This is a genomic window from Pseudomonas benzenivorans (assembly GCF_033547155.1).
GTDB classification, from domain to species: Bacteria; Pseudomonadota; Gammaproteobacteria; order Pseudomonadales; family Pseudomonadaceae; genus Aquipseudomonas; species Aquipseudomonas benzenivorans_B.
In genome coordinates this window covers 1,963,598-1,990,596 of record NZ_CP137892.1, presented here as the reverse complement: position 1 = coordinate 1,990,596, position 26,999 = coordinate 1,963,598, and the positions used below count along the sequence as shown (strand labels likewise).

21 protein-coding genes are annotated in these 26,999 nt (G+C 67.1%); 10 read left to right on the top strand and 11 right to left on the bottom strand.

All coding sequences use genetic code 11. The annotated features are described in order from the left end of the window. The first annotated feature begins 4 nt into the window (after positions 1 to 4). From SBP02_RS09040 to ggpS, 5 genes are all read left to right on the top strand, one after another. Positions 5 to 358: a 4a-hydroxytetrahydrobiopterin dehydratase gene (locus SBP02_RS09040; RefSeq protein WP_318646051.1), complete on the top strand. Its 354-nt coding sequence runs from the start codon at positions 5 to 7 to the stop codon at positions 356 to 358. Further along, positions 355 to 1,551: an amino acid aminotransferase gene (locus tag SBP02_RS09035; RefSeq protein WP_318646050.1), complete on the top strand. Its 1,197-nt coding sequence runs from the start codon at positions 355 to 357 to the stop codon at positions 1,549 to 1,551. Before SBP02_RS09040 ends, SBP02_RS09035 begins: the two co-directional genes overlap by 4 nt. A 78-nt stretch (positions 1,552 to 1,629) precedes the next feature. Beyond that, on the top strand, positions 1,630 to 2,967 hold the full coding sequence (locus tag SBP02_RS09030) for a DUF2254 domain-containing protein (protein ID WP_318646049.1): 1,338 nt from the start codon (positions 1,630 to 1,632) through the stop codon (positions 2,965 to 2,967). Between the two features lie 165 nt (positions 2,968 to 3,132). Then, a complete protein-coding gene (locus SBP02_RS09025) occupies positions 3,133 to 4,398 on the top strand; it encodes an MFS transporter (protein ID WP_318646048.1) in 1,266 nt (421 codons plus the stop codon). A 112-nt stretch (positions 4,399 to 4,510) separates the two neighbouring features. Beyond that, on the top strand, positions 4,511 to 6,775 hold the full coding sequence (gene ggpS / locus SBP02_RS09020) for a glucosylglycerol-phosphate synthase (RefSeq protein ID WP_318646047.1): 2,265 nt from the start codon (positions 4,511 to 4,513) through the stop codon (positions 6,773 to 6,775). Here the strand turns inward: ggpS and SBP02_RS09015 are convergent. After that, positions 6,772 to 7,536 carry an alpha/beta fold hydrolase gene (locus SBP02_RS09015; protein WP_318646046.1) on the bottom strand — a complete coding sequence of 255 codons (765 nt, stop codon included), beginning with the start codon at positions 7,534 to 7,536 and terminating at the stop codon, positions 6,772 to 6,774. The two genes, ggpS and SBP02_RS09015, sit on opposite strands and share 4 nt — an antisense overlap. Positions 7,537 to 7,694: 158 nt before the next feature. Here SBP02_RS09015 and SBP02_RS09010 point away from each other — a divergent pair, with 158 nt between their 5' ends. Further along, positions 7,695 to 8,444 carry a TIGR01458 family HAD-type hydrolase gene (locus SBP02_RS09010; RefSeq protein WP_318646045.1) on the top strand — a complete coding sequence of 250 codons (750 nt, stop codon included), beginning with the start codon at positions 7,695 to 7,697 and terminating at the stop codon, positions 8,442 to 8,444. 10 nt (positions 8,445 to 8,454) lie between these two features. Here the strand turns inward: SBP02_RS09010 and malK are convergent, their stop codons facing one another. From malK to malE, 6 genes are all read right to left on the bottom strand, one after another. Continuing rightward, the gene (malK, locus tag SBP02_RS09005; RefSeq protein WP_318646044.1) at positions 8,455 to 9,570 is read right to left on the bottom strand and encodes a maltose/maltodextrin ABC transporter ATP-binding protein MalK; all 1,116 of its coding nucleotides are present in this window, start codon (positions 9,568 to 9,570) and stop codon (positions 8,455 to 8,457) included. Positions 9,571 to 9,585: 15 nt separating this feature from the next. After that, positions 9,586 to 11,214 (bottom strand): alpha-glucosidase, encoded by a 1,629-nt coding sequence (locus tag SBP02_RS09000; protein ID WP_318646043.1) that lies wholly within the window; start codon positions 11,212 to 11,214, stop codon positions 9,586 to 9,588. 261 nt (positions 11,215 to 11,475) lie between these two features. Further along, positions 11,476 to 14,220, bottom strand: a complete 2,745-nt coding sequence (gene malT / locus SBP02_RS08995) for an HTH-type transcriptional regulator MalT (RefSeq protein ID WP_318646042.1) — start codon at positions 14,218 to 14,220, stop codon at positions 11,476 to 11,478. Positions 14,221 to 14,372: 152 nt separating this feature from the next. Continuing rightward, entirely contained in the window at positions 14,373 to 15,263 is an 891-nt protein-coding gene (gene malG, locus SBP02_RS08990; protein ID WP_318646041.1) for a maltose ABC transporter permease MalG, read from the bottom strand. An 11-nt stretch (positions 15,264 to 15,274) separates the two neighbouring features. Further along, entirely contained in the window at positions 15,275 to 16,831 is a 1,557-nt protein-coding gene (malF, locus tag SBP02_RS08985; protein ID WP_318646040.1) for a maltose ABC transporter permease MalF, read from the bottom strand. 67 nt (positions 16,832 to 16,898) lie between these two features. Beyond that, positions 16,899 to 18,086: a maltose/maltodextrin ABC transporter substrate-binding protein MalE gene (malE, locus tag SBP02_RS08980; RefSeq protein WP_318646039.1), complete on the bottom strand. Its 1,188-nt coding sequence runs from the start codon at positions 18,084 to 18,086 to the stop codon at positions 16,899 to 16,901. Between the two features lie 254 nt (positions 18,087 to 18,340). Here malE and SBP02_RS08975 point away from each other — a divergent pair, with 254 nt between their 5' ends. Further along, complete coding sequence (locus SBP02_RS08975) at positions 18,341 to 20,425, top strand: alpha-amylase (protein WP_318646038.1); 2,085 nt, start codon at positions 18,341 to 18,343, stop codon at positions 20,423 to 20,425. After that, complete coding sequence (locus SBP02_RS08970; RefSeq protein WP_318646037.1) at positions 20,422 to 21,498, top strand: protein kinase family protein; 1,077 nt, start codon at positions 20,422 to 20,424, stop codon at positions 21,496 to 21,498. Before SBP02_RS08975 ends, SBP02_RS08970 begins: the two co-directional genes overlap by 4 nt. Before the next feature lie 39 nt (positions 21,499 to 21,537). On the opposite strand, the gene SBP02_RS08965 is transcribed toward SBP02_RS08970, so the two are convergent. The 4 genes from SBP02_RS08965 to SBP02_RS08950 all read right to left on the bottom strand — a co-directional run bounded on the left by SBP02_RS08965 (position 21,538) and on the right by SBP02_RS08950 (position 23,964). Next, the gene (locus SBP02_RS08965; RefSeq protein ID WP_318646036.1) at positions 21,538 to 22,143 is read right to left on the bottom strand and encodes a methyl-accepting chemotaxis protein; all 606 of its coding nucleotides are present in this window, start codon (positions 22,141 to 22,143) and stop codon (positions 21,538 to 21,540) included. Next, positions 22,076 to 22,929, bottom strand: a protein-coding gene (locus SBP02_RS08960) for an IS5 family transposase (RefSeq protein WP_318643868.1) whose coding sequence is annotated in 2 segments (ribosomal slippage) — positions 22,076 to 22,587 and positions 22,587 to 22,929 — 855 coding nt in all. Because the reading frame shifts where the segments join, the coding sequence is not laid out codon by codon here. Before SBP02_RS08960 ends, SBP02_RS08965 begins: the two co-directional genes overlap by 68 nt. Positions 22,930 to 22,959: 30 nt before the next feature. Next, positions 22,960 to 23,802: a hypothetical protein gene (locus SBP02_RS08955; RefSeq protein ID WP_318646035.1), complete on the bottom strand. Its 843-nt coding sequence runs from the start codon at positions 23,800 to 23,802 to the stop codon at positions 22,960 to 22,962. An 18-nt stretch (positions 23,803 to 23,820) separates the two neighbouring features. Further along, the gene (locus SBP02_RS08950) at positions 23,821 to 23,964 is read right to left on the bottom strand and encodes a hypothetical protein (RefSeq protein WP_318646034.1); all 144 of its coding nucleotides are present in this window, start codon (positions 23,962 to 23,964) and stop codon (positions 23,821 to 23,823) included. 475 nt (positions 23,965 to 24,439) lie between these two features. On the opposite strand from SBP02_RS08950, the gene SBP02_RS08945 reads away from it, so the two are divergent. Then, positions 24,440 to 25,723: a maltoporin gene (locus SBP02_RS08945; RefSeq protein ID WP_318646033.1), complete on the top strand. Its 1,284-nt coding sequence runs from the start codon at positions 24,440 to 24,442 to the stop codon at positions 25,721 to 25,723. 185 nt (positions 25,724 to 25,908) lie between these two features. Continuing rightward, the gene (locus SBP02_RS08940) at positions 25,909 to 26,832 is read left to right on the top strand and encodes a MalM family protein (RefSeq protein ID WP_318646032.1); all 924 of its coding nucleotides are present in this window, start codon (positions 25,909 to 25,911) and stop codon (positions 26,830 to 26,832) included. Positions 26,833 to 26,999: the final 167 nt, after the last annotated feature.

Here is a 26,999-nt window from a genome sequence, read left to right as displayed (position 1 = left end):
CCCCATGAGCCTTGCCCAAGCCCACTGCGAAGCCTGCCGCGCCGGTGCCCCGCTGGTGTCCGACGAGGAACTGGCCGAACTGATCAAGCAGATCCCCGACTGGAACATCGAGACCCGCGGCGACCACATGGAGCTGGAGAAGGTCTTCCTGTTTCGCAACTTCCGCCATGCCCTGGCCTTCACCAACGCCGTCGGCGCCATCGCCGAGGAAGAAGGCCACCACCCGGCCCTGCTCACCGAATGGGGCAAGGTCACCGTGACCTGGTGGAGCCATGAGGCCCGCGGCCTGCACCGCAATGACTTCATCATGGCCGCGCGCACCGACGAGGTGGCCAAGAACGCGGAGGGCCGCAAGTGAGGCACTTCGGCCAGATCGCACGGGTGCCCGGCGACCCCATCCTCGGCCTGATGGAAGCCTTCGCCGCCGACGCCAATCCGGCCAAGCTGGATCTGGGCGTCGGGGTGTACAAGGATGCCCGCGGCCTGACCCCCATCCCGCGGGCGGTCAAGCTGGCCGAACAGCGCCTGGTCGAGGGCGAGACCAGCAAGAGCTACATCGGCGGCCATGGCGATGCCCTGTTCAGCGCGCGCCTGGCCGAACTGGTGCTCGGCGCCGCCAGCCCGGCCCTGGCCGAGCAGCGTGCCGCCGCCAGCCAGACTCCCGGCGGCACCGGCGCCCTGCGCCTGGCGGCCGACTTCATCGGCCACTGCCTGCCGGGCCGTGGCATCTGGCTGAGCGACCCGACCTGGCCGATCCACGAGACCCTGTTCGCCGAAGCCGGTCTGCGCGTCGGCCACTACCCCTATGTCGGTGCCGACAACCGCCTGGATGTCGAGGCCATGCTCGAGACCCTCGGCCGCCTGCCCCAGGGCGACGTGGTGCTGCTGCATGCCTGCTGCCACAACCCCACCGGCTTCGACCTCGGCCAGGACGACTGGCAGCGGGTACTGGAGGTGGTCAAGGCGCGCGAGCTGCTGCCGCTGATCGACTTCGCCTACCAGGGCTTCGGCGACGGTCTGGAGCAGGACGCCTGGGCCGTGCGGCTGTTCGCCGAGGCGCTGCCGGAGCTGCTGATCACCAGCTCCTGCTCGAAGAACTTCGGCCTCTACCGCGAGCGCACCGGCGCCCTGCTGGTCTGCGCGGCAGACACCGGAAAGCTTCAGGATGTACGCAGCCAGCTGGCCTCCATCGCCCGCAACCTGTGGTCCACGCCGCCGGCCCACGGCGCCGCGGTGGTCGCCAGCATCCTCGACGACGACGAACTCAAGGCCCTGTGGATCGACGAGCTGGACGCCATGCGCCAGCGCGTCGCCGCCCTGCGCCAGGGACTGGTCGAGGCCCTGCGCCCCCACGGCCTGGCCGAGCGATTCGCCCATATCGCCGTGCAGCGGGGGATGTTCTCCTACACCGGCCTGTCGCCCCGGCAGGTGCAGCGCCTGCGCGAGGAGTACAGCGTGTACATGGTCGGCTCGGGACGGGCCAATGTGGCCGGCCTGGATGCCCAGCGCCTGGACCAGTTGGCCAGCGCCATCGCCCGGGTCTTCAGCTGAGGGCTGCCGGGGAGCCGGCCCGCCGGACGAGGGCTCGACTATAGTTCGGACAAACCCTTCGTTTCGGCGGCCGCTCCCGTGGTGCAACCCTCCAACCTGCTCTTCCGCGCCTACCTGCGCACCATCCACAGCCTGGCGTTCTACCCGACGCTGATCGCCCTGGGTTTCCTGCTGCTGTGCCTGCTCAACATCGCCATCGAGTACCAGCCCTGGCTGCTGGCGGTGAAGGCCAGGCTGGACATCGGCCTGGTGAAGAACGCCGACAACGCGCGGTTGATTCTCGGCACCCTGGTAGCCGGCATCATGTCGCTGATGGTGTTCAGCTTCTCGATGGTCATGGTGGTACTCAACAACGCGGCCGCGGCCCTGTCGCCGCGACTGCTGCCCGGGCTGATCAGCAGCAAGGGCCACCAGAAAACCCTGGGCTTCTACCTGGGCACCATTCTCTATGCGCTGCTGCTGATCACCACCATCGAGCAACAGGGCGACGAACGGGTTCCCAGCCTCGGCGTACTGGTCACCCTGGGCCTGGGCATCGCCTGCCTGGGGCTGTTCGTACACTTCATCCGCTCGATCAGCCAGTCGATTCAGGTCGAGCACATCCTCAACAGCCTCTATATCGGCACCCTGGACAAACTCAGCGACTGCGAACACAAGCTGCTCGACTGCACCCAGGCGCCCTCCTGGCCGGTCGACGAGGGCTGGGTGCAGGTCGAGGCCCAGCGCAGCGGCTATTTCAAGGAACTCAACGTCAGCACCCTCTGCGCCCTGCTCGAGGAGCACGACCTGCGCATGGCGGTGCTGGTCCATCGCGGCTTCTTCGTCATGAGCGGTCATCCGCTGTTCAAACTGGATCGCCAGGTCGACGAAGACCTGAGCCAGCAACTGCTCGACTGCTTCGACTTCTTCGTCGAGCAGTACGTCAGCTCCCACTACCTGTTCGGCTGCAAGCACATGTCGGAGATCGCCGTGAAGGCCCTGAGCCCCGGGATCAACGACCCGGGCACGGCCATCACCGCCATCGACATGCTCAGCGTACTGTTCAGCAAGCGCATGACCCTGCCGGACCTGGATGTCGTCCCCCTGCCGGACCAGCCGCCGCGCCTGTTCTTCTTCGAGCTACCGCTGGACCAGTTGCTGCAGCTGATCTTCGGTCCGCTGCGCAGCTACGGCCGCGAGGACCCGCATGTGCTGATCGGCCTGCTGCAGGCCTACAAGAACCTGCTGTACCAGCGCCCCCGTGCCCATCACAAGGCCGACCTGATCCGCCACGCGCAGAGCGTGCTGGAAACCGCCGACCGGCACATCGCCAACCGCCGCGACCGCGAAGATCTCAACGCCATGGTGGAGCGCTTCAACCAGGCCGCCCGGACCACCCCCCCCGCCCTGAACCCGCTCAGGGTGGAGGCGTCCTGAGCCGGCAATGCCCCAAAAGGGTGCAAAATCTCGCCCAAAAAATATCGCCAGCCTTTTATCTCTTAAATTACTCCTTGCATATCAACAACTTAACCAACGCAATCCGACCCACCTGGCCCGCTTCGTGCTTGCTATCGAGGGCATAGTTCCCTAGGGTAGTCCGCCATGTGGTCCCAGATTGCCCCCATCAGTTCACTGCTGAGCGGGGTCGCGTTACTCCTGCTCGGCAATGGCCTGCTCAACACCCTCCTGACCTTGCGTGGCGTCGCCGAAGGCTACTCCAGCTCGATGCTCGGCCTGATCATGTCCGGGTATTTCGTCGGCTTCCTCCTCGGCACCTGGCTGGCGATTCCGCTGGTGCGCCGCGTTGGGCATATCCGTGCCTTCGCCTTCTGTGCCGCCCTGGCCGCCATCGCCGCCCTGCTCCACGTGCTGCTGGTCGACCCCTGGGTCTGGCTGGCCCTGCGCGTGCTCTACGGCCTGGCCCTGGTCAGCCTGTACATGGTGATCGAGAGCTGGCTCAACGCCCAGGTGCCCAACGACAAGCGCGGCCAGGTGTTCGCCCTGTACATGGCGGTCAATCTCGGCGCCCTGGCCGCGGCGCAGCAACTGCTGGGCCTGGCCGAACCCGGCGACTTCATCCTCTTCGTCCTGGCGGCGATGCTGATCAGCGCGGCGCTGATGCCCATCACCCTCACTCGCCAGGCCCAGCCCAGCGTGCCCGAGGCGCTGCACAGCAACCTGCGCCAGCTGCTCGGCATCGCCCCCCTGGCGATAGTCGCCGCCGGCCTGTCGGGCCTGGCCCTGGGGGCCTTCTGGGGTATGGCGCCGGTGTACGCCAGCCTCAGCGGCTTCGACGCCGGCGGCGTGGGCCTGCTGATGAGCAGCGCGATTCTCGGCGGCGCCCTGCTGCAGTGGCCCATCGGCCGCTACTCGGACAGACACGACCGCCGCCTGGTGATGCTCTGGGTGGTGATCCTGGCGGTGCTGGTGGCGCTCGGGATGAGCCTGCTGCCGGCCGGTCGGGCGCTGCTCGGCCTGATCTTCCTGTTCGGCGGCCTGGCGTTCGCCATCTACCCCATCGCCGTGGCCCAGCTGATCGACCAGCTGCACGGCGACGAGATTCTCGCCGGCTCCGGCAGCCTGCTGATGGTCAACGGCATCGGCTCGGTGTGCGGCCCGCTGCTGGCCGGGGTGCTGATGCAGCAGTTCGGTGCCCGCGCCCTGCCGCTGTACTTCGCCACGGTGCTCGCCCTGCTGGCCACCTACACCTGGTACCGCCTGCGCCACGTCAGCGACCTGGTCAGCGGCGAACAGGCGCACTTCATGCCGATGCTGCGCACCAGCCACACGGTGCTGGAACTGATGCCCGATGCGCCGCCCGCCGAGACGGGCAGCGTCGACGAGCCACTCGCCCCCGAATCACGCTAGCGGCGCACAACCGCGCCGCTGCAACAACTGCGGCCGCCGCCCTCGCGCGGCAACGCCCACCCAACAGCACGTCGGCCCAGGTCGGCGCGTCAACTGCATAAGGAGACAGCGCATGCTACTTGCCACCGATCTCGATGGAACCTTTCTCGCCGGCGATCCCGAGGATCGCCTGAGCCTCTACCAGACCATCGCCGCCCACCCCGAAATCCGCCTGGCCTACGTCACCGGCCGCAGCCTGGAGGCGGTGCTGCCGCTCTTGGCCGACCCGACCCTGCCGCAGCCGGACTACATCATCGCCGACGTCGGCGCCAGCCTGGTGCACGGCGACACGCTGCAGCCCATCCAGCCGCTGCAGAGCGCGGTGGACGCCCTGTGGCCCGGCGAGAGCCAGGTCGCCAGCGCCATCGAGGGCTTCGACCTGGAGCGCCAGGACGTGCCCCAGGCCCGTCGCTGCTCCTACTTCTGCACGCCCGAAGAGGCGGCCAACCCGGCCCTGCTGGACGCCGCCCGCGCCCTGGGTTGCGACCTGCTCTACTCGGCCGAACGCTACCTCGACTTCCTGCCCCAGGGGGTGAACAAGGGCAGCAGCCTCCAGGCCCTGGCCGACTGGCTGGAGCTGGACGCCGACCAGGTGCTGGCCGCCGGTGACACCCTCAACGACCTGTCGATGCTCAGCGGCCCGTTCAAGGGCGTCTGCGTCGGCCAGTCCGAGACGGGCCTGCTGGAAGCCACCGCCCAGCACTCGCGCACCCTGCACGCCAAGCGTCCCGGTTGCGGCGGCATCCTCGAAGCCTTCGCCCACTTCGGTTTCCTCGGCGAGCACGGCATCGCCGCGGAGAAGCGCCAGGCCGCCCAGCCCGGCAAGGCCGAACTGGTGATGGTCTACCATCGCCTGCCCTATGAGGAATACCGCGGTGCCGACGGCAAGCTGCAGCGCCGCCGCCCGACCTCGCCGAACGGCATCATCCCCACCCTGCTGAGCTTCTTCGGCGACGGCCGGCCCGGCTCCTGGGTCGCCTGGGCGGTGCACGAGGACGAGCATGAACCCTTCGACAGCCACACCACGGTGGATGCCGAACGCTACCCCAAGCTCACCGCCGCACGGGTCAAGCTCAGCAAGCAAGAAGTCGACATCTTCTACAAGCGTTTCTCCAAGGAGGCCTTCTGGCCGACCCTGCACACCTTCTGGGAACGGGCCACCTTCAACGAGGACGACTGGCAGGTGTTCTGCAAGGTCAACCGCGCCTTCGCCGAACGCACCGCCCTGGAAGCCGCCGAAGGCGCCACCGTCTGGCTGCACGACTACAACCTGTGGATGGTCCCGGCCTACCTGCGCGAACTGCGCCCGGACCTGCGCATCGCCTTCTTCCACCACACCTACTTCCCCTCGGCGGACGTGTTCAACGTGCTGCCCTGGCGCCGACAGATCGTCGGCAGCCTGCTGCAGTGCGACTACGTCGGCTTCCACATTCCGCGCCAGGTGGAGAACTTCGTCGATGTGGCCCGCGGGGTGTTCCCGCTCAAGACCCTGGAGCGGCAGAACTGCGCGCCGCGCTTTATCACCTACGGCTGCGCCGTGGGCCTGGAGCGCATGACCACGGCCGTGGACACCGGCACCCGAGTGGTCAAGCTCGGCGCCCACCCGGTCGGCCTGGATATCGGCCGGGTGCGCAGCGCCCTGGACAACCCGAAGATCCGCGAGATGATGGCGCGCCTGCGCGAGGAGCTGTCCGGCGTCAAGCTGCTGCTCTCGGTCGAGCGCCTCGACTACACCAAGGGCATCCTGGAGAAGCTCAACGCCTACGAGCGCCTGCTGGCCGACAACCCCGAGCTGCTCGGCAAGGTCACCCTGGTCACCGTCTGCGTGCCGGCGGCCAAGGAAATGACCATCTACGACGAACTGCAGACCCAAATAGAGCAGGCGGTCGGCCGCATCAACGGCCGCTTCGCGCGGATCGGCTGGACGCCGCTGCAGTTCTTCTTCCGCAGCCTGCCGTTCGAGGAGGTCAGCGCCTGGTACGCCATGGCCGACGTCATGTGGATCACCCCGCTGCGCGACGGCCTCAACCTGGTGGCCAAGGAATTCGTCGCCGCGCAAGGCCTGCTCGGCGGCAGCGGCGTGCTGGTGCTCTCCGAGTTCGCCGGCGCCGCCGCCGAACTCAAGGGCGCCCTGCTGACCAACCCCCACGACCCGGCGGACCTGGCGCAGACCTGCTACCTGGCGCTGAACCTACCCAAGGCCGAGGCCCAGGCGCGCCTGCGCCAGCTGTTCGATATCGTCAGCTACAACGACATCCACCGCTGGGGCGACGAATTCCTCGCCGGGGTGGCCGAAGAGACGGACGAGCCCCAAGAGCCCCTGGGACTGGTCTCTTAGTGGGGTGAATCCCGCGGGCCGTCCAGGGCGGTCGCCACAGCCTGGGTGAAGGCGGCGGGACGCTCCAGCATCGGCAAGTGCCCGCAGCCCGGGATCAGGGTCTGGCTGGCCGCGGCCGACTCGGCCCAGGCCGGCACGTCCCAGCCCGCGCGCGAATGCTCACCAGCGATCAAATGCACCGGTAGACGGGCGAAAAGCGCGCGCAGCCTGTCCCGATACGCCGCCGGAGCGGTTTCGGCCACCACCACCTGCGCCATGGCCTGCACCGTCGAGGCAGGCTGCTGGGCCAGCCAGCACTCGGCCACCCGTAGGGTTTCAGCCGTCGGGACAACCCCCGCCCCGGCCAGCCAACCGGCCGGGTCTCGCCGATAACCCGCGAGCAACGCCTCCACCTCTGCCGGCGTCATGGCCGCCACCCGGGCCGACCAGAAGGCATCCTTCAGACTGAAGTTGCCCTCCACGCTGACCAGGCTGCGCACCCGTGCCCCGTATCGGCACGCGAACAGCGCCGCCACCACGCCACCGACCGAATGCCCCACCAGGTGCACCGGCTCATCGCCGAAATGCTGCTCGACAGTCCCACGCAGGTACTCGACCTGGGCATCGAGGCTCAACTCGGCGGCCACCCGCTGTCGCTGCGCGCCATAGCCGAGCAGATCGGGCGCCAAGACCCGGTGCGGGGCGAGCAATCCACTCAAGTCGGGAAGCTGCAACGAGCCGATAAGCCCGTGGATCAAGACGATGGGGGTAGAGGCAAGCATCTGGAATCCTTTCGCTGATGTTCGAACAACGGCCGGGACCACCCCGCGCCTTCGGTACCGCAGGGCCACACGCTGCAATGCAGGGGCATGGGGCGTCAAGCTGTGCTATCGCTGTTAGGGTGCAGTGCAGAGCGCGCTTCGGCGTGAGGAGGCAGGCGATGACACAGGCGGTGCTGCTGGACGTCAGCGGGGTGCTCTACCAGGACAGCGTCCCCCTGCCCGGCTCAGTGGACGCGGTTGCCCAACTGCAGGCCAAGGGCTACCCGTTGCGCCTGGTGACCAATACCTCGCGCCTGACCGCCGCCGAGATCCATCGCCAACTCAGCGGTATGGGCTACGTCATCGAACCCGAGCAGATCTACAGCGCCCCCCGAGCCATGCGCCATTACCTCGAGGCCCGGGGCCTGCGCCCCTACTGCCTGATCCACCGCAACCTGGAGGCCGAGTTCGCCGACCTCCTCGAAGAACCGTCACCCAATGCGGTGGTCATCGGCGACGCCGCCGAGCGCTTCGACTACCTGCATCTGGAGCGCGCCTTCCACCTGCTTCTGGAGGGCGCGCCGTTGCTGGCCATGGGCATCAATCGCTACTTCCGCTACCAGGGTGCCCTGCGCCTGGACGCAGGCCCCTTCGTCCGCGCCCTGGAATACGCCGCGGGGGTCGAGGCCCTGGTGCTCGGCAAGCCCTCGGCGGCCTTCTTCCAGGGCGCCCTGGAGGAACTCGGCGTGCAAGCGCCCCAGGCGCTGATGATCGGTGACGACGTCGAAGGCGATGTACTGGGTGCCCAGAAGGCCGGGTTGCAGGGCTGCCTGGTGCAAACCGGCAAATACCGCCCCGGCGACGAGGCCAGGGCCCCCAACGCCCTACTGGCCCAAGACCTGGCCGAGGCGGTGCGGCGCTACTGCTGAGCGTCCGGGCTCAGCCGTAGATCGCCGGCTCGCGGTAGTGACGACTACAGGCCTGGCCGTCGGCACGGAACAGGTGGCACTTGTTGGCCATCAGGCCGGCGGCGTAGGTTTCGCCCACGGCGACCTTGCGGTTGCCGTCGCCACGCAGGGTGACCATGTCCTCGACCCCTTCCAGGTTCAGGTAGACCAGGTTGTGGTCGCCCAGGCGCTCGGCCACGGCGATCTGCCCGTAGAAGGCGAAGTCGGCCTGCTCGGCGTCGACGAAATGCTCCGGGCGCACGCCCAGGGTCAATTCCTCACCCGGTTGCACGGAGCTGCCGTCGACCAGTACCTGCATGCGATAGCCGCCGGGCATCTCGATTTCCACGACCTCGGCGCTGGCGGCGAGCGCCTTGACCTGGAGGAAGTTCATCTGCGGCGAGCCGAGGAAGCCGGCGACGAAGCGGTTGCGCGGGTAGTGGTAGAGTTCCAGGGGCTGGCCGACCTGGGCGATCTGCCCGGCATTGAGCACCACGATCTTGTCGGCCATGGTCATGGCTTCGACCTGGTCGTGGGTGACGTAGATCATGGTCGAGCGCAGGCGCTGGTGCAGGCGCGAGATCTCGATGCGCATCTGCACGCGCAGGAAGGCGTCCAGATTGGACAGCGGCTCGTCGAAGAGGAACACCTTGGGCTCGCGGACCATGGTGCGGCCGATGGCCACGCGCTGGCGCTGGCCGCCGGAGAGGTCCTTGGGCTTGCGCTCGAGCAGCTGGTCGAGCTGGAGAATGCGCGAGACCTCCTCGACCTTGCGCCGGATGGTGCCCTTGTCGACCTTGGCGAGCTTGAGGCCGAAGGCCATGTTCTCGGCCACGGTCATGTGCGGATAGAGCGCGTAGGATTGGAACACCATGCCCACCGAGCGGTCCATCGGCGGCAGGTCGTTAACCCGCTGCTCGCCGATCAGCAACTCGCCCGCGCTGATGTCCTCCAGGCCGGCGATCAGCCGCAGCAGGGTCGACTTGCCGCAGCCGGAAGGGCCGACGAAGACCACGAACTCGCCGTCCTCGATGTCCAGGTCGATATTGCGGGTGATGGCGATGTCGCCGTAGCTCTTGCAGATATTACGCAGGGTGACGCTGGCCATTTTCTTATTCTCCACTCAGCCCAGCAGGCGGGCAAAACCGAAGCCGTGGGCCGGCAAGTGTACCCAGCTGCCGAGGAACTCGGCAGTGCTGGCGGGAACCGCTTCGAGCGGCTCGACCATCAACGGCAGGTCGTAGCGGCGCTCGCTCGCGCTCATGTTGAACAGGCACAACCAGGCCTCATCGCCCAGCCGGCGCTCGAACACCAGTAGCGCCTCGTCGTGATGACGCATGCGGATCGTGCCTTCGATCAGCACCGGCTGCGCCTGGCGCCAGCCTAGGAAGCGCCGGTAGCTGTTGAGCATCGAATCCGCATCCTGCTCCTGGACGTCCACCGCCAACGCCCGGTGGCTCTCGGCCAGGGGCAGCCAGGGCTGGTGCGCGCTGAAGCCGGCATGGGCCGCGTCGTGCTGCCAGGGCATAGGCGTGCGGCAGCCGTCGCGGCCCTTGAACTCCGGCCAGAAGCGTATGCCGTAGGGATCGACCAGGTCCTCGTAGGCCAGTTCGGCCTCCTCCAGGCCCAGTTCCTCGCCCTGGTACAGGCACACGCTGCCGCGCAGCGACAACAGCAAGGCCATCAGCAGGCGTCCGCGGGCGGCCTCCGGCTTGCCCTGCAGGGCCCAGCGGCTCATCACCCGCACCACGTCGTGGTTGCCCACCGACCAGCAGGGCCAGCCGTCGGCCAGCTCGCTCTCGATGGCCTCCACCGTGTGGCGGATGAAGGCCGGGCTGCACTGGGCGGTGAGCAGGTCGAAGGAATAGGCCATGTGCAGGGTGTTGCCGCCACTGGTGTAGGCGGCCATGGTGCGCAGCGAGTTGTCGCAGCCGATCTCGGCGACGCTGGAGGTACCCGGGTAGCGCTCCATCAGCGCGCGCAGGCGGCGCAGAAAATCGAGGTTCTGCGGCTGGCTCTTGTCGTAGACATGGCGCTGGTAGGCGTAGGGGTTGTCGGCGCGCACGCCGATGCCGCCCTCGCGAATATCCGGGTTAGGCGGATTGTCGCGCAGCTGCTGGTCGTGGAAATAGAAATTCGCCGCGTCCAGGCGGAAGCCGTCGACGCCCAGTTCGAGCCAGAACTGCATGTCGTCGAGCAACTGCTGCTGCAAGGCCTCGCAGTGGAAGTTCAGGTCCGGCTGGCTGGCCAGGAAGTTGTGCAGGTAGTACTGCTTGCGCCGGCTGTCCCAGCTCCAGGCCGAGCCGCCGAACACCGACAGCCAGTTGTTCGGCGGGGTGCCGTCCGGGTTGGCCTCGGCCCAGACGAACCAGTCGGCCTTGGCGTTGTGACGGCTGGAGCGGCTCTCGGCGAACCAGGGATGCTGGTCGGAGCAGTGGTTGAGCACCTGGTCGATGAAGATCCGCAGGCCGCGCTCATGGGCCGCACCGACCAGGGCCTGGAAGTCCTCCAGGGTGCCGAACAGCGGATCGACGCCGCGGTAGTCGGAGACGTCGTAGCCGAAGTCCTTCATCGGCGAGGTGAAGAACGGCGACAGCCAGATGGCGTCGACGTTGAGGCTGGCGATGTAGTCCAGCTTGCTCAGCACGCCCGGCAGATCGCCCACGCCATCGTCGTTGCTGTCGAAGAAACTGCGTGGATACACCTGGTAGATGACGCCACCGCGCCACCAGTCCTTGCGGGAAACAGCCATACGGCACAGCCTTCTTATTGGTTATGACGCCGGCCACTCTAGGCCAGCGGCATGGCGCTCACATCCTCCCCGCACGGGTTTTGCCAGGCGTATGGCGAGGGCGTAGGGGGGAGGAGTCGCGCCCCTGCCGGCGGATGAGCGCAGGGGGCGTAGTGCCGCGCGCAGTCGGGACGCGGCCCCTGGCGGAAGAAGCGTAGCGCGCGCCACGAGGGCGCGCGCAAAGCGACGAGTGCAACGCAAGACGCGGCAACGCGCCGCCCCCTACTCGCCCTGAATCTTGCTCAGCAGGCTGCGCGCCAGCTGCACCGCCTCGCTGCGCTGGGTGATGGCGAGCTTCTGGTAGAGGCTGCGGATATGGGTCTTGATGGTGGTCGGCGCCACGTTGAGGTGCTCGGAGATCTGCTCGTTGGACAGGCCGGCATGGATCAGGCTGAGTACCTGCCATTCGCGCCGGGTCAGCGGCGAGTGGCGGATCAGCTCGGGCACGTCCGGGCGGTTGATGATGTCCTGGATCACCGCCTCGTCCAGACTGATGCGGATCGCCCGGCCGAAGTCGCGCTGCTGCTGGGCCAGCTGGATCAGGCGCTCCGCGCGCTGGTGCTCCAGTTCGTCGAGCTGGCGCTCGTGCTGCAGGGCCTTGAGCATGACGATCAGCGGCTTGCCGACGCGCAGGAAGCTGCCGATGGCGCCGGTGCGGCTGGCCAGGGTCAGGGCCTGCTGCAGGTGGTCGAGGGCCGCCTGGCGCTCCTCGCGTTGCCAGTGCAGCTGGGCCTGGAGGATGTGGTTGCGGTTCTGGTCCATCACCAGCTGGTGGCGCTCGGCCGAGCTCTGCAGCTGGCGCAGGATCGGCAGGGCCTTGTCGCTCTGGTTCAGCGCCAGGTAGGCGCGCACATGGTTGCGCGCGTTGCACTGGGTGAAGTGGTTGACCGCCGGCGCCAGCGCAGGCGCTGTGCCCAGCCACTGCTGGATGGCTTCCTTGTCCTGGGTCGACTCCCAGTAGCCGAGCATCACCGCGTGGGCGTTGGCCCGCCAGTCGATGTGGTAATTGTCGTCGGCCAGCATGCTCTTGAGCTTGCCGATGTAGTCGGCGCAGACCGCCTGCTGGCCGCGGGCATGGGCGACCCGGGCGAGCAGCACGTAGCACTGCAGGAACCAGTGGTCGCCCAGCGCGTCGAGGATTTCCAGGCCCTGCAGCGCGGTCTGCTCGGCGGCATCGAGGTGATGCCATTCCCACAGCACCTGGCCGCGCACCCGGTAGATGAACTCCATGATCGGCGTGGCCTGCAATTGCTCCTGCTCGATGTACTGCAGCGCCCGCTCCTGCAGGTTGTAGGCCTTCTGCAGGTAGCCCTGGGCGATGGCGATCTCCGACAGCTGGCCGAGGCTCCAGAGCACCTGGTGCGAGGCGCGGATCTCGCGGCCGCGGCGCTCGGCCTCCTCGTACTGCTGCTGCGCCGGCAGCAGCGCGCCCTGGACGAAATGCGCCTCGGCCAGGGCCGAAAGCGCCGCGACCCTGGAGGTGCGCATGATCGACGGCTCGCGGGCCAGGGACTCGCGGGCCAGTTCGATGGCCTTGTGCTCGTTGCCCTGGTTCATCGCCATCTGCGCGCGCACCGCCTTGAAGTCCGCCTCGATGCGCGGCCATTGCTCCGGCGGCATGGTGCCGCGCTGCACCTGCTCGCCGGCCTGCAGCCAGCGTTCGGCCTGGTCGAACTGGTACTGGTTCTGCGACACCCAGGCCTGCAGCAGGGTGAACAGCGGCGACTCGGCCACCTGGTTTTCCGGCAGCACCGCCAGACAACGCTGCAGCAGGCTCAGCAAACCCTGGCGGTAGAACTGCCGGCCGTGCTTGTCCAGCACCTGGGCGACCCGCTCGGCGCTGCCGGCTAGCACCGCATGACGGGCGGCCTCTTCCGGCATCTGCTCCTCGAACAGCGCCTCGGCGGCGCGCAGGTGCATCTCGGCGATGCGCTGCGGCTGGTGGATGCTCAGCTCGCCGCGCAGGAAACAGGCGAACAGCGGGTGATAGGCGAACCACTGGCGCAGGCTGTCGACGGGCTGGATGAACAGGCCGTTGCGCTCGAGCTGTTCGAGCATCTCGCGGCCGTTGCAGCTGGCGGTCAAGCGGTCGGCCAGGGCGGCGCTGAAGCGCTCGAGCAGGCAGGTGGACTGGAGGAAGTCCAGGGTCTGCTCGCTCAGGCCGGCGAGCACCTGTTCGCGCAGGTAGTCGCGAATATAGGGATGGCCCAGCTGCAGGCTCTCCAGGAACAGGTCCATACCGCGGCCGGTCTGCACCTCCTGCAGGGCCAGTTGCAGGGCGCAGGGCCAGCCGCCGATGCGCCGATTGAGGCGCTCGACCTGCTCGCGGTTGATGCCGAACGGCAAGCCCAGCTCGAGCAACTCCTGCACCTCGTCGTGCTCGAATGCCAGTTGCGCGGCGTCCAGCGCCAGCAGCTGCTGGCGGATGCGCAACTCGGCGACGCCCAGGTCCGGCAGGCCGCGACTGCACACCAGCAGGGTCAGCCACTCGGGCATGTTACGCAGGAAGAAACGCAGCGCCTGGATCACCTCGCGGTTGTCCAGCACCTCGAACTCGTCGAGCACCAGCAGCAGGGGCGGATGGCTGGCCGGCAGTTCGGCCAGCAAGCGGGTCAGCAGGCCGTCCAGGCCCTCATCGCCCTGCTCGGCGCGCGCCACGCCCAGCGGGCAGCCGGCCTCCAGCCGGGCATCCAGGGCATTGACCAGGTAGCGACCGAACTGCCGCGGGCCGTTGTCGTTGGCGTCCAGGTTGAGCCAGGCCACCGGGCCGTCGAAGGCGGCCGCCCATTGGCCGGCCAGCACCGTCTTGCCGTAGCCGCTGGGCGCCTGCAGCACCGCCAGGCGCACCTTTGCCAGGCGCGGCAGCCACTCGTCGAAACGCGGCCGGGCGAGCAGACCTGGATGCAGCGCCGGCGCGGTGAGCTTGGCCGGAATCAGGGGCAGGGGCGCAGGCGCCGCAACAGTCATAAACCACTCCCGTTAATTGTCGTTGTCTCGGGTAGCGTCGGATCTTACGTCAAGCGCTGCGCGCGGATAATACGTCGGGTGGATAGGGGCGCGTAGCTGAGGTTTCATCGATCCACCGATGGGCGCGGCAAAGTTGGATGACAACGCCCCCCCTAGCCCTTGACCCCGCCGGCGGTCAGGCCGCCGACTATCCACTTCTGGCAGTAGAGGAACACCGCGGTGATCGGCAGGCCGGAGAGCACCGCGGCGGCGGCGAAGTCGCCCCACAGGTAGTTCTGCTCGTACAGATACTGCTGGGCGCCGACCGACAGGGTCAGCTTGTCGACGTCCATCAGCAGCACCGAGGCGATCGGGTATTCGGTGATGCTGGTGATGAAGGCGAGGATGAACACCACCGCCAGGATCGGCACGCTCATCGGCAGCAGGATGTGCACGAAGGCCTGCCAGGTGGTGGCGCCGTCGACGATCGCGGCCTCCTCCAGGGAGGCGTCGATGCTCTCGAAATAGCCCTTGATGGTCCAGATATGCAGAGCCATGCCGCCCAGCGAGGCGACTATGACCGCGCCATGGCTGTTGACCCCGAGCCAGCCGGCGTACTGGCCGAGCTGGTCGAACAGGGCGTAGATGGCCACCAGCGACAGCACCGGCGGAAACATCTGGAAGATCAGCATGCCCTTGAGGATCGGCCCCTTGCCGGCGAAGCGCAGGCGGGCGAAGGCGTAGGCGCCGGTGGTCGAGAGCATCAGGATCAGCGCCGAGCTGATCAAGGCGATCTTCAGCGAGTTCCACAGCCAGGTCAGCACCGGGAACGGTGGGTTGACCACCGTGCCGTCGGCTTGGGTGTAGGGAATGCCCAGGGCCAGCGACCAGTGCTCCAGGGTCGGCTGGTCCGGCAGCAGGCTGCCGCTGGCGAAGTTGCCCTCGCGGAAGGAGATCGACACCACCATCAGCAGCGGGAAGACGATCAGGGCGATGAAGCCGAGCAGGCCGAGGTGGGTCAGCCACAGGCGGTATTTCACGGATTTGGGTTGCACCATTGCCATGGACGTATTCCTCAGACTTTCACTTTCGACAGTTTCAGGTTGAGCCAGGCCATGCCGCCGACCACCAGGAAGATCAGGGTGGCGATGGCCGCCGCCAGGGCGAAGTTCTGCCCGGAGTCCTGGAAGGCGATGCGGTAGGTGTAACTCACCAGCAGGTCGGTGGTGCCGGCCGGGGTGGTGGCGCCGATGATGTCCGGGCCGCCGCGGGTCAGCAGGGTGATCAGGACGAAGTTGTTGAAGTTGAAGGCGAAGCTGGCGATCAGCAGCGGCGCCAGCGGCTTGATCAGCAGCGGCAGGGTGATCTTCAGCAGGTTGTCCAGGGGCGTGGCGCCATCCATCGCCGAGGCCTCGTAGAGGTCGCGCGGGATCGCCTGCAGCAGGCCCATGCACAGCAGCAGCATGTAGGGGTAGCCGAGCCAGGTGTTGACCAGCAGGATCATGCCGCGGGCCAGGGTCGGGTCACTGAACCAGTCCGGGCGCACGCCGAACAGGCTGTCGAGCATCAGGTTGATCTCGCCGAAGTTCTGGTTGAACAGGCCGCGGAACACCAGAATCGAGATGAAAGCCGGCACCGCGTAGGGCAGGATCAGCATGACCCGGTAGAACGCCTTGCCGCCGACCATCTCCCACTGCAGCAGGCTGGCCAGGAGCAGGCCGACGGCCAGGGTGAAGAGCACGGTCAGCCCGGCGAAGGCCACCGTCCAGACGAAGATCTCCAGGAAGGGCGCGCGGATGCTCGGATCGCTCAGCACCTTGGCGAAATTGCTCCAGCCGGCGTACACGGTGAAACCGGGCGCCACCTGATTGCCATGGCTGTCGACATAGAAGCCGCTGTCCCAATTGGCGCTGAGCACCTCGCCACTGCGGGTGTTCTGCAGGTCGCCACCGTCCAGCAGGCGGTACAGCGGCTTGACCGCCGCCACCTCGCGCAGGCCGTAGAGGCGCAGCAGCTCGCCCTGCGAGCTGCGCAGCACCCAGCGTTCCAGCTCGGCGCGGTGCTGGATCACCTCGCGCAGGGGCAAGGCCTCGCCCAGCTCGACGGCGCTCGCCGGCGCCAGATCCAGCGGCTCGCTGGCAGCCGGATCGCCGACCAGCGGTGGCGAGACCAGCGCACCCTGCTCGCCCGCCTCGACGCGCAGGCGCAGCTGGCCCTGGACATCGCGGTGCAGGCCGAAGGCATGGCGTTCGCCGGCCAAATAGGTCTGGTTCAGGTGGTAACGCTGCGCCTGCTCGAAACTCAGCAGGTTGCTGCCGCTGTAGTTGGTGAAACCGATGCCCACCGTGTACAGCAGCGGAAAGATCACGAACACCAGCATGCCGGCCAGCGCCGGGTAGATGTAGCGGTGGGCATAGGTCCGCTTGCTGATGAAGATGAAACTGGCGAGACCGGTCACCACCAACCCGAGCAGGGCGAAGGCGATCTGCTGCTGGGCATAGAGCGCCACCACCAGGTACAGCGCCAGGGCATTGAACAGGCCCCAGACGGACCAGTGCAGGGTCTTGCGCAGCACCGGCAGGGAGAAGAACTTGGGCATGGCTGGGCGGGCCAGATCGGCAGAAAGGTTCATGGCGGTCATCTTGTTATAGCCTCGCGGCGCACCGCCGGTGACCAAAGGTCACCGGCGGCGGGGGTCATTACTTGGCGATGCGCTTGGCGGCGTCATCGAGGGCGGCATCCACGGTCTGACGACCCGAGGTGATGTTGGTCAACGCCGGGCCCATGGCCGACCAGAAGGCGCCCATCTGCGGGACGTTGGGCATCGGCCGGCCCATGGCGGCGTTGTCGAACGTGGCCTTGATCAGCGGGTTGCTGGCAAGCTCCGCCATGTAGGCCTTGTTCGGCACCGCGCCCAGCGGCACGTCGGCGTTCACCGTCTTCAGCCCCTCGACCTTGAGCAGATAGTTCTCGAGGAACTCCACGGCCAGGGCCTGGTTCGGGCTGGCGGCATTCAGGGTGGCGGCCATCACGCCGGTGAAAGGCCGGCTGACCGCCTCGCCCACCGCCGGGATCGGCGCCACGCCGAAGTCGATGCCGCTCTTCTGGATGTTCGACCAGGCCCAGGGCCCGCTGATGAACATCGCCGACTCACCCTTATTGAAGGCCGCCTCGGCCACGCTGTAGTCCGCGCCCTTGGGCATCACCCCGGCGTCGATCAGGGCCTTGAGGGTCTGCGCGCCCTGCTTGGCACCGGCGCTGTTGACCCCGGTCTGGCTGACGTCGTAGCCGCCCTCGGTCTTGGCGAACACGTAACCGCCGTTGGCGGCCAGCAGCGGCCAGGTGAAGTAGGTGTTGTTGTAGTCCCAGAGGATCGCCCGCTTGCCCGACTTGGCCAGCTCGGCATTGAGCGCCATGACCTCGTCGAAGCTCGCCGGCGGGGTCGGCACCAGCGCCTTGTTGTAGATCAGGCCGGTGGCTTCCACCGCCAGCGGATAGCCCCACAGCTTGCCCTGGTAGGTGACCGCGTCCCAGGCGAAATCCTCGATCTCGGCCTTGCTCGTGGCACTGGGGTTGATCGGCGAGATCAGCCCGCTCTGCGCCCATTCGCCGATGCGATCGTGGGCCCAGATGAAGATATCCGGGCCATTGCCGGTGGCGGCGGCCTGCTGGAACTTGTCGGTGGCGCTATCGGGATGAGCCACCTCGACCTTGATCCCGGTGTCCGCGGTGAATTTCTCGCCCACCTCGGCGAGGCCCTTGTAACCCTTGTCGCCATTGATCCAGATGACCAGCTTGCCATCCTCGATGGCCGCCTGGGTCGGCAGCGGCAGGCTCAGGGTGGCGGCCAGACCGATCAGGGCGGCGCTAAACAGCGTTTTGTTCATGGTGAGTTGTCCTCGTGGCTTCTTATTGTTGATCCACAACCGCTGCCTGCCAATGGTTGGTCGCGCAGCCCCTGCATCCTCAACCACAAGGTCGAGCCGGCACATCCTCCCCGACTCATCCGCCCGGGGCGTAGGAGCGGGGCGTAGTCGGCCGGAGGAGCGACAAAAAAATCGCCTGCCCCTGCCCCTTCTGCGCCTGCCCAAGACGCTTGCGCTTGGCTCTACTGGGCGCTCGACTGTTCAGGGAGAACCTTATGCACCGCCTTTCGCGCCCAACCCTCGGACTCACCGCCCTGATCCTGGGCCTGCTCGCCCGAAGCGCCTGCGCCGAACCGCCGCTGCAGGCCCGGCTGGACCAGCGGCCGCTGCCGCTGTCCTGGTCCGCCGACGGCCCCGGGCGCTACAGCATCGAACTGGACCTGCAGCCCGGCCTGCTGCGCCTGCAGGCTCCGGCCCCGGCCGGCAACGACCAACCACTGCGGCTCTACCAGCGCCAGGACTGGCAGGCCGACAGTCGCCTGAGCCTGCAGGTCCAGGCGCCCGGCCGCTACCGCCTGCTGTACCAGGAGGGCGACCAGGCGCACCTGCGGCTGCTGCCGATCAAGGCGCCGGCGTCCAGCCAGGGTTGCCCGCGCTGGCAGGGCGAGGCCCTGGACATCGATGTCAGCCAGGTGTTCGCCGAAGGCCAGGCCGTGCGGGATGCCTACAGCGGGCAGCTGACCCGGGTCGAGGGCGGTCGCGTGCGCCTGACCCCGGCGCCCGACAGCGAAGGCCTGCTGCTGCTCGAGGCGGCCGAGGCGCCGGCCCAGAGCGGCCACGACTGGCGCAACGCCACTGTGTATTTCGTCCTCACCGACCGCTTCGCCAACGGCGACCCGGACAACGACCACAGCTACGGCCGCCAGGCAGACGGCGAGCAGGAGATCGGCACCTTCCACGGCGGCGACCTCAAGGGCCTGACCGGCAAGCTCGACTACCTGGAGCAACTGGGGGTCAACGCCCTGTGGATCAGCGCACCCTATGAACAGATCCACGGCTGGGTCGGCGGCGGCGATGCGGGCGACTTTCGCCACTACGGCTACCACGGTTATTACGCCCTGGACTACACCCAGCTGGACGCCAACATGGGCCGCGAGAACGAGCTGCGCGCCCTGATCGAACAGGCCCACGCCCGCGGCATCCACGTGCTGTTCGACGTGGTCCTCAACCACCCCGGCTACCCGACCCTGGCCGACATGCAGGCCCACGGCTTCGGCGCCCTGCGCGACGGCATGGCCCAGTACCTGCCGGCGAACTGGGCCGACTGGACGCCCGAGCCGTTCGAGAACCAGCACGCCTACCACAACCTGATCGACTACCAGCACCCGGCCTGGGCCACCTGGTGGGGCAAGGACTGGGTGCGCGCCGGCATTGCCGACTACCCGCAGCCGCCCAGCGTGCTGGTCGATCCGCTCAAGGGCTCGCTGGCCTTCCTCCCCGACTTCAGGACCGAGAGCGAGCAGGCGGTCGCCCTGCCCGCCTTCCTCAAGCACAAGCAGCCGACCCAGGCGGTCGAACGCGAGGGCTACCGGGTGCGCGACTACCTGATCGAATGGCTGACGTTCTGGGTCCGCGAATTCGGCGTCGACGGCTTTCGCGCCGACACCGTCAAGCACGTGGAGATGGCCAGCTGGGCGGCGCTGCGCCAGGCCGCCGACCAGGCCCGGGCCGACTGGTCGCGGGCCAACCCGGACGACCCCATGAGCGGCTCGCCGTTCTGGATGGTCGGCGAGGTGTTCGGCCAGGGCCCACAGACCAGCGCCTACCAGGCCAACGGTTTCGACGCCCTGATCAACTTCGACCTCCAGCGCGAGCTCGCAGGCCGGGCCAGCGACTGCCTGGACCAGGCGGAAAAGACCTATCAGGACTATGCCGAACTGCTGGCGAACAACCCCGGACACAACTTCATGAGCTACGCCTCCTCCCATGACACCTCGCTGTTCTTCGCCGAGCGGGGCAAGCGCCTGAGCGCCCAGCGCGGCCTGGGCGCCGCCCTGCTGCTCAGCCCCGGCGCGGTGCAGCTGTATTACGGCGACGAAAGCGCCCGGCCCCTCGGCCCGAGCGGCTCGGACCCGCAACAGGGCACCCGCTCGCCGATGAACTGGGCCGAACATGATCGGCCCGAGATCGCCGCGTTGATCCGTCACTGGCAGATCCTCGGCCAGTTCCGCGCCCGCCACCCGGCCATAGGCGCCGGCCAGCATCAGCGCCTGTCGACCCGGCCCTATGCCTTTGCCCGTAGCCTGGGCGAGGATCGGGTGGTGATCGTCCAGGGCGGCCAGCCGGAGCGGCAGCCATGAGCCTCGAGCGTGAGCGTCACCGGCAACAGCTGGCCTTCGTCGCCAGCGGCGCGGAACTGCGCGTCGGCCGGGCCGAAGACTGCCCGCTGCCCCTCGACCGGCTGCTGGCCACCACGGCGGCCAGCCCCTGGGTACGCCAGCACTTCGCCGGCGGCCTGACCGCCGAGGTGTACCGGATCGAGGCCGGCGGCCGCCCCTGGACGCTGAAACGCGCCCGCCCACGCTGCAAGGTGGCCAACGTCGACGGCCAGACCTCCTTTCTCAACGAGATCCAGCGCCGCGCCGACATCCAGCGCCTGAAAGCGCGTCCGGGCGGCGCCGAGCGCTACGCCGCGCTGGTCGACACCCACTACGCCAGCTACCGCCAGGGCCTGCTGCTGTCACCCTGGATCGACGGCCAGGCGGTGCGCGAGTGGGACGAGCGACGCCTGCTGCAACTGTTTGCCTGCCTGCATGAGCTGCTGCTCGAAGGCCTGTTCGAGTGGGACCTGTGCCCCGGCAACCTCCTCGACGACGGCCGCATCCGCCTGTTCGACTTCGGCTACATGTACCGCTTCGACCCGCTGCGCGGGTTCAACAGCAATGGCACCGCGACCCCGGAGTTCCATGCCGTCGAGCGCTTCGAGACGCGCCAGTACTTCGCCTACCTGCTGGGGCTGGAAAGACAGTCGGAGCAGCGGGCGCTGGCCGCCTTCGCTCTGGAGAAAGGCATCGCCCTGGACGCCTACCGCCAGCTGCGCAGCGAGCTGGCCGAACGCGGCGCCAGCACGGCTGTGCTGGACTGGCTGCAGGCGATCATCCAGGGCTGGCGCCGGGCCCTGGGCGATGGCCTGGACGCTCTCTACCTGAGGGAGGCCTGGCGCTCGCACTGGCTCGACCTGCACGACGACCTCGGCGGCCAGACCTGCACGCCGCTGACCCTGGCGCGCATCGACTGGCTGCATGCCTGCCTGGACGCGCGCCCGCGGGATCTGCAGCGCCTGGGCCTGCTGGCGGGGCGGGGGCTGAAACACTGGCGGACCCAGCTACGCCAGGCCCAAGCACAAGCCACGGCCTGGCAAGTCGGCGAGTGAGCCTGGTGCATACAGTAGGCGGGATTTTTTCACAAGCCCTCAGGTCAGGTAGCGGCCGCACAGCGCCTGCTGTTCACCGACCATCTCGGCCTGGCGCACCTCGGCGCAGGAACCGGCGTTGCAGTGGGCGATCCGGCCCTGTTCGGCGGAGGTCCGGCCGAGCTGGGCCAGAGCATCGCGCAGGTTGCTGGCGACCCGGTTGACATCCTGGGCGACCCGGCCGAACTCGTCGTTACGACGGTAATCGCATTGGACGCGCAGGTCGCCCTCGACCAGCCGGTTCAGCGCGCCAGACACCGCGCTCAGCGCCTGGCGCATGGTGCGGCTAAGCCAGAAGTCCATGCTCAGGGCGATGCCCAGCGACAGCGCGGCAAGCAACAGCAGACGCTGGAAGCCCCCCTGGTAGGTGGCACGGGCCTGGATCAGCTGCGCCCGAGCATCCTGCTCGGCCGCCTGGATCAGCTGGCCGACCTGCCCGCGCAGCTGTTCCTGCACCTCCTGCAGCCGACGCTTGCGCTGCTTCTCGGCCAGCCAGCCGGCATAGCGCGCCAGGGTGCCCTTGCCGTCGAGCAGAATATTAGGTTCTGTACGAAAAGTACTGCCGTAGGCATCGCAGCGTGCAAGCCAGCGTGACCATCGCGCCAAAACTTCTGGCGAGCTTGTCGTAGCGGGTGCCGATTCTCCGGCTCTCTTTCAGCCAGCCAAACATCCGCTCGATGATGTTCCGTTGCCGGTATTTCGGGCGATCAAACAGCCGAGGTAGTCCTGGCTTGGGTTTGCGCTTCATGGTGCGCTGCGGAATCACTGGCTGCATGCGGTAGCGGTCGCAGTACTGGCGCAGATGCTCGGCGTCGTAACCTTTGTCGGCCAGTAACCAACGACAACGCTTGCGAGGCCGTCCCGACTTTCCGGGGATACGCACCTGCTCCAAGAGCGGCTGAGCATGTGCAATGTCGCTGGCCTGCCCCGGTGTCAGCATGAAGCGAAGAGGTATCCCATTGGCATCGCAGATCAGGTGAATCTTGGTAGTCAGGCCGCCTCGGCTACGTCCCAAGGCATGGTCTACCGGTTCTTCTGGCCCCCCTTTTTCCCGGCGCCAGAAGAGGCTCGGGTTGCGCGCACCGCGGTGGAGTCGATCATCCACGTATCCAAATCAATCAGGCCTTCCTGATTCAACCGGACGTGCAATCGCTCAAGTACTCGCTCAAACGTGCCATCGTCTCGCCAGTCACGGAACCGTTGATACACCGTTGACCACGGGCCGAAACGTTCCGGCAGATCACGCCAGGCGGCTCCCGAGCAGAGGATCCAGAAGATGCCGTTGAGCACCAGCCGATCATCACTGCGAGGCCGGCCCATCTTCTGTTCCGGGGAAACCAGATCCTTGATCAACTCCCAGGCCGCATCCGGGAGTTCGTAGCGCCTTGCCATGTGGGCCTCCAGCCAATCATGGCGATGATTCTACCTGCACCGACTTTTCGTACAGAACCTAGCCTTGATCTCGGCGAATTCGCCGAGGTAGGTATGGGCATAGTCGGTGCGGCTGTCCTGATGCGGCCTGAGATCGTCGAGGACGTTGCCGAGTTTCTTGCGCAGCGCCGGTAGGCGCTCCCTGACCTTGGCCTCGGCTTGCTGCAGGCGCAGCAACGACCCGCTACCGACCGCATCGAAGATCAGTGCCTCGACCTGTTCCAGGGGAATGATGAACTGCTTGACCGAGTAGGCCACATAGTCGTCCTTGGTGGTGAACTGGACCCTGAGCAGATCCTGCTTGAAGCGCGACATTTGCAGTTGCAGGTCACGCAGCGCCACGGCAGTCGTATCGACCCGGTCCAGCAGCACTCGCTGGGCCTGCAGCAAGGCCCGAGCCTGGTCGTCCAGTACGCTCAAAAACTGCCCCAGCACCGCAAGCGTCGGGGTATCGGCAAACGCACCCGATCCACGCAGCTCGGCGAGCAAGCCGGCCGCCTGCGTGACGCGGCGGCCATGCTCGGCGCCGAATTCGTCCAGGCTGACAGCCTGTTCGGCGGCCAGGGCATCGGCCAAATTCTGGGTCAGGCCCTGCAGCTCGCTGAAGAACCCCTGGCTGGTCTGCAATCGTGCGGAGCTCTGCGCGAGGCGCTCGGTGTTGCCCTGCAGGTCGACGATGGCGTCCAGGCTGCTGCCACCGAGCAGCGCCAGCAATAGGGACAGGGCGGCGATCAGCAGGTACAGCCGCGGCAGAAAGCCGCAACTCAGGGCGGCAAGCCTGGTGGAGAACGGCATGGATTTCTCCAGTCGTGGGTAGCGGGATAAGGGGAGCATCAGCCGCGTCCCGGGCACTCAGCGGCCGGCTACCGCGGGGGGAAGCGGCATCGCGAGCGTCCATAGCGGAGCGGTATCGGCGGCCTTGAGCAGGTTGCCGCACGGGTACGCCAGCGGTGTCAAGGCCAGGACCAGCCCGGCGCCGCGCAGGAATCGATTCATCGTCAAGCTCCATTGTTGTCGTTGTCGAGCGCTTCCGATTGCGAGGCCGTGGCGCCGCGATGAAATGCCGGGCGACCCCACCAGGGCCGATCGGCCATGCCAGATTGCCGCTCCTGGCGCGTGCGCCATACCTCCTCCGACACAATTTTCCGGGGCGTAGCGCGCCGGCGTAGATCGCGCTCGACTCTGCTCCACCCTGGCCCGGAGCGACTACGCCCCGCACCTCAGCCCTGAAATAAATCCGCCGGGATGATGTACCCCGTAACGCTCTCCATGACGATTGCTCCAGCCGTCATCCAGGCACTGGCGTCATCGCCCCACAGGGGCGGTCGAGCCACAGCAGATGCAGTCCCGGAGGAGTCCGGGCAAGGGTCAGCGACATGCTCTCCTGTGTAACCAGGCTGCGACCAAAGCCCGAAACGGCAATCCGCAAGTCTCCGGCAACCATGAATCCAAGAACAAAAAAGGTCCTACGATGAACAAGAACCAAGCTGCACAGCTGTTCCGGCCCAGCGCCCTGGTCGCCGCCATGCTGCTGGCGACCCCCGCCCTAGCCGTGGACTTCCACGGTTACCTGCGCTCAGGCATCGGCGCTACCGCCGGCGGCGGCGACCAAGCCTGCTTCCAGGCCAAAGGCGCGCCGGCCAAGTACCGTCTGGGCAACGAATGCGAGACTTACGCGGAGATCGGCCTGGGCCAGGAAGTCTGGAAGGAAGGCGAACAGAGCTTCTACGTCGACAGCATGATCGCCTACAAGTCGAACCAGGCTAACGACTGGGAAGCCACCGACAGCAAGAACCAGAACACCGACAACCCCTTCGAGAACGGCACCAGCTCGATCCGCCAGTTCAACGTACAGGGCAAGAACGTCCTCAGCATGCTGCCCGGCTCCACCCTGTGGGCCGGCAAGCGCTACTACCAGCGCCACGACGTACACATCAACGACTACTACTACTGGGATGTTTCCGGCCCGGGTGCCGGCATCGAGAACATCGACCTCGGCTTCGCCAAGGCCCACGTTGCCTGGATGCGCAACACCGACGGCACATGGGTGTACAACGGTGCCGGTACCGGCACCAACGTGGCCAACGACACCCTCGACCTGCGCCTGAACGACATCGACTTCAACACCGACGGCAAACTGGAATTCGGCTACGACTACGGCAAAGCCAACCTCACCGACGAGCAGGAGAAGGATCCGGGCTTCCGGGACCAGAAGGGCCACCTGATCACCGTCGAACACACTCAGGGCAACTGGTTCGGCGGCTACAACAAGCTGGCCCTGCAGTACGGCACCGACGGCATTATCGGCGGCAGCGGACGCAACACCACCGGCAACAGCGACGGCGACATGCAGCGCCTGGTCAACCAGGGCGTGGTCGGTCTGACCGACAACCTCGAAATGATGTACGTGCAGATATACGAGAACAAAGACTTCGACAACGACTCCGGACAGCAGTGGCTCTCCTTCGGCGTGCGCCCGGTGTACAAGTGGGACAACGTCATGAGCACCGCCCTGGAATTCGGTTACGACCGCGTCAACCCACAGGCCGATGGCGCCGACACCGTCGATCTGAAGAAGATCACCCTGGCCCAGCAATGGTCCGCCGGCCGCAGCTTCTGGGCGCGTCCGCAGATTCGTGTGTTCGCCACCTACGCCCTGTGGGACGGCGACAAGTACAACGCGGCCAGCGAGTCGGTCGAAGTCGGCGACGACAACGGACTGACCTTCGGCGTACAAGCCGAAGCCTGGTGGTAACTGCCTGACTGCCCGTTGCATCCGGGCAGGCTGCAGACGCAACGACGCCGCTCCAATGGTTTTGCCCCGGACCTGCAACAGGCCGGGGCCCTTTTTCCTGAGTCCGCGCCGCGCCACGCGCGCCATCGAGCGCGGCCCCCTCGTAAACAGGACTCGCAGGCATGCACACAATAAGAGGAACAACCATGCCGTACATCAAGACCACCGGTTTCGCCCTGCTCGGCTTACTGCTGGCAGGCTGCAGCCACGATGCCCTGCGCCGGGTCGACGCCCTGGCCCGGACGCCCGCCCCCATCGCCACCAGCCAGAGCTCGGCCCTGGCCGCACTGGCCGCCGCCCCGCTATGTTGCAACAGCCTCGGCGAACTGCCCTACACCCCGATAGGCCCCGACTTTTCCGCCAGCGTGCAGATCGATCGCCACGCCCCCGCCTTCGCGTTCGCCAGCGGCAAGAGCTTCTTCCGTGCCTTCGCCCTGCCGCTGAACAGCCGCTCCTTCGAGATTCGCCTATACAGCCAGGCCGGCGATACCGTCCTGGCGCCCAACGTCATGCTGCTCGACAGCCAGTTCCGCGTCACCCGCCTGCTCGGCGCCGACGACTTCGACTACGTAGCGGCCCAGGGTCTGAAGGGCGACAGCCTGGATGCCCGTCTGCGCGTCGATCGCCTGTACCTGGATAACCCCGGCAACGAGAGCTACCTGATCCTCTACACCAGCGACGCCCAGATGGCCGGCGCGACCGTCATGCAGCACCCGGCCAAGGCCTATGCCAAGGCTCGCGGCAACCAGACGCCGAACATTCCCGACCCGGTGGCCCAGCACGCGCCGGAAGGCATCATCAAGCTGGTGCTGATCGAGGATCAGGCCGGCGGCCAGTTGGCCAACAGCTATGTGCCGCCGCGCAGCATCGGCAAGGAGATGGGCAACAGCCTGCCCAGCGTGCCGGCCCCGGTCGTGCTCCCGGAAACCCAGGCCTACTATCGCCAGGCCATCGATGCCGCCCTGGCCAGCCAGGATCTGGAGCGCGCCCTGCGCCTGGCCGACGAGGCCGCCCGGGTTGGCGATGCCAGCGTCAAGGCCTACCTGCTCGAGCGCATCCAGATCAAATGATCCATTCCCTCCAGGGATGTTTTAGGGCGGCCGCGAGCCGCCCTCTTTTTTCAGCGCGATCTAACGGTCACCGAACTCTCGCCCTGCACCAACTCGCCTGTCGCTGCCGCGCCCTCCCTGCATCAGCCGCGACGCGTAACGCCTGCCGACAGCGCCGAACACAAAGT

What these genes read in the sequence shown, in the direction of transcription:
- SBP02_RS09040 (WP_318646051.1), top strand. Translation starts at nt 5, where the DNA reads ATGAGCCTTGCCCAAGCCCACTGCGAAGCCTGCCGCGCCGGTGCCCCG.
- SBP02_RS09025 (WP_318646048.1), top strand. Translation starts at nt 3,133, where the DNA reads ATGTGGTCCCAGATTGCCCCCATCAGTTCACTGCTGAGCGGGGTCGCG.
- ggpS (WP_318646047.1), top strand. Translation starts at nt 4,511, where the DNA reads ATGCTACTTGCCACCGATCTCGATGGAACCTTTCTCGCCGGCGATCCC.
- SBP02_RS09015 (WP_318646046.1), bottom strand. Translation starts at nt 7,536, where the DNA reads ATGCTTGCCTCTACCCCCATCGTCTTGATCCACGGGCTTATCGGCTCG.
- SBP02_RS09010 (WP_318646045.1), top strand. Translation starts at nt 7,695, where the DNA reads ATGACACAGGCGGTGCTGCTGGACGTCAGCGGGGTGCTCTACCAGGAC.
- malK (WP_318646044.1), bottom strand. Translation starts at nt 9,570, where the DNA reads ATGGCCAGCGTCACCCTGCGTAATATCTGCAAGAGCTACGGCGACATC.
- SBP02_RS09000 (WP_318646043.1), bottom strand. Translation starts at nt 11,214, where the DNA reads ATGGCTGTTTCCCGCAAGGACTGGTGGCGCGGTGGCGTCATCTACCAG.
- malT (WP_318646042.1), bottom strand. Translation starts at nt 14,220, where the DNA reads ATGACTGTTGCGGCGCCTGCGCCCCTGCCCCTGATTCCGGCCAAGCTC.
- malG (WP_318646041.1), bottom strand. Translation starts at nt 15,263, where the DNA reads ATGGCAATGGTGCAACCCAAATCCGTGAAATACCGCCTGTGGCTGACC.
- malF (WP_318646040.1), bottom strand. Translation starts at nt 16,831, where the DNA reads ATGAACCTTTCTGCCGATCTGGCCCGCCCAGCCATGCCCAAGTTCTTC.
- malE (WP_318646039.1), bottom strand. Translation starts at nt 18,086, where the DNA reads ATGAACAAAACGCTGTTTAGCGCCGCCCTGATCGGTCTGGCCGCCACC.
- SBP02_RS08975 (WP_318646038.1), top strand. Translation starts at nt 18,341, where the DNA reads ATGCACCGCCTTTCGCGCCCAACCCTCGGACTCACCGCCCTGATCCTG.
- SBP02_RS08970 (WP_318646037.1), top strand. Translation starts at nt 20,422, where the DNA reads ATGAGCCTCGAGCGTGAGCGTCACCGGCAACAGCTGGCCTTCGTCGCC.
- SBP02_RS08955 (WP_318646035.1), bottom strand. Translation starts at nt 23,802, where the DNA reads ATGCTCCCCTTATCCCGCTACCCACGACTGGAGAAATCCATGCCGTTC.
- SBP02_RS08950 (WP_318646034.1), bottom strand. Translation starts at nt 23,964, where the DNA reads ATGAATCGATTCCTGCGCGGCGCCGGGCTGGTCCTGGCCTTGACACCG.
- SBP02_RS08945 (WP_318646033.1), top strand. Translation starts at nt 24,440, where the DNA reads ATGAACAAGAACCAAGCTGCACAGCTGTTCCGGCCCAGCGCCCTGGTC.
- SBP02_RS08940 (WP_318646032.1), top strand. Translation starts at nt 25,909, where the DNA reads ATGCCGTACATCAAGACCACCGGTTTCGCCCTGCTCGGCTTACTGCTG.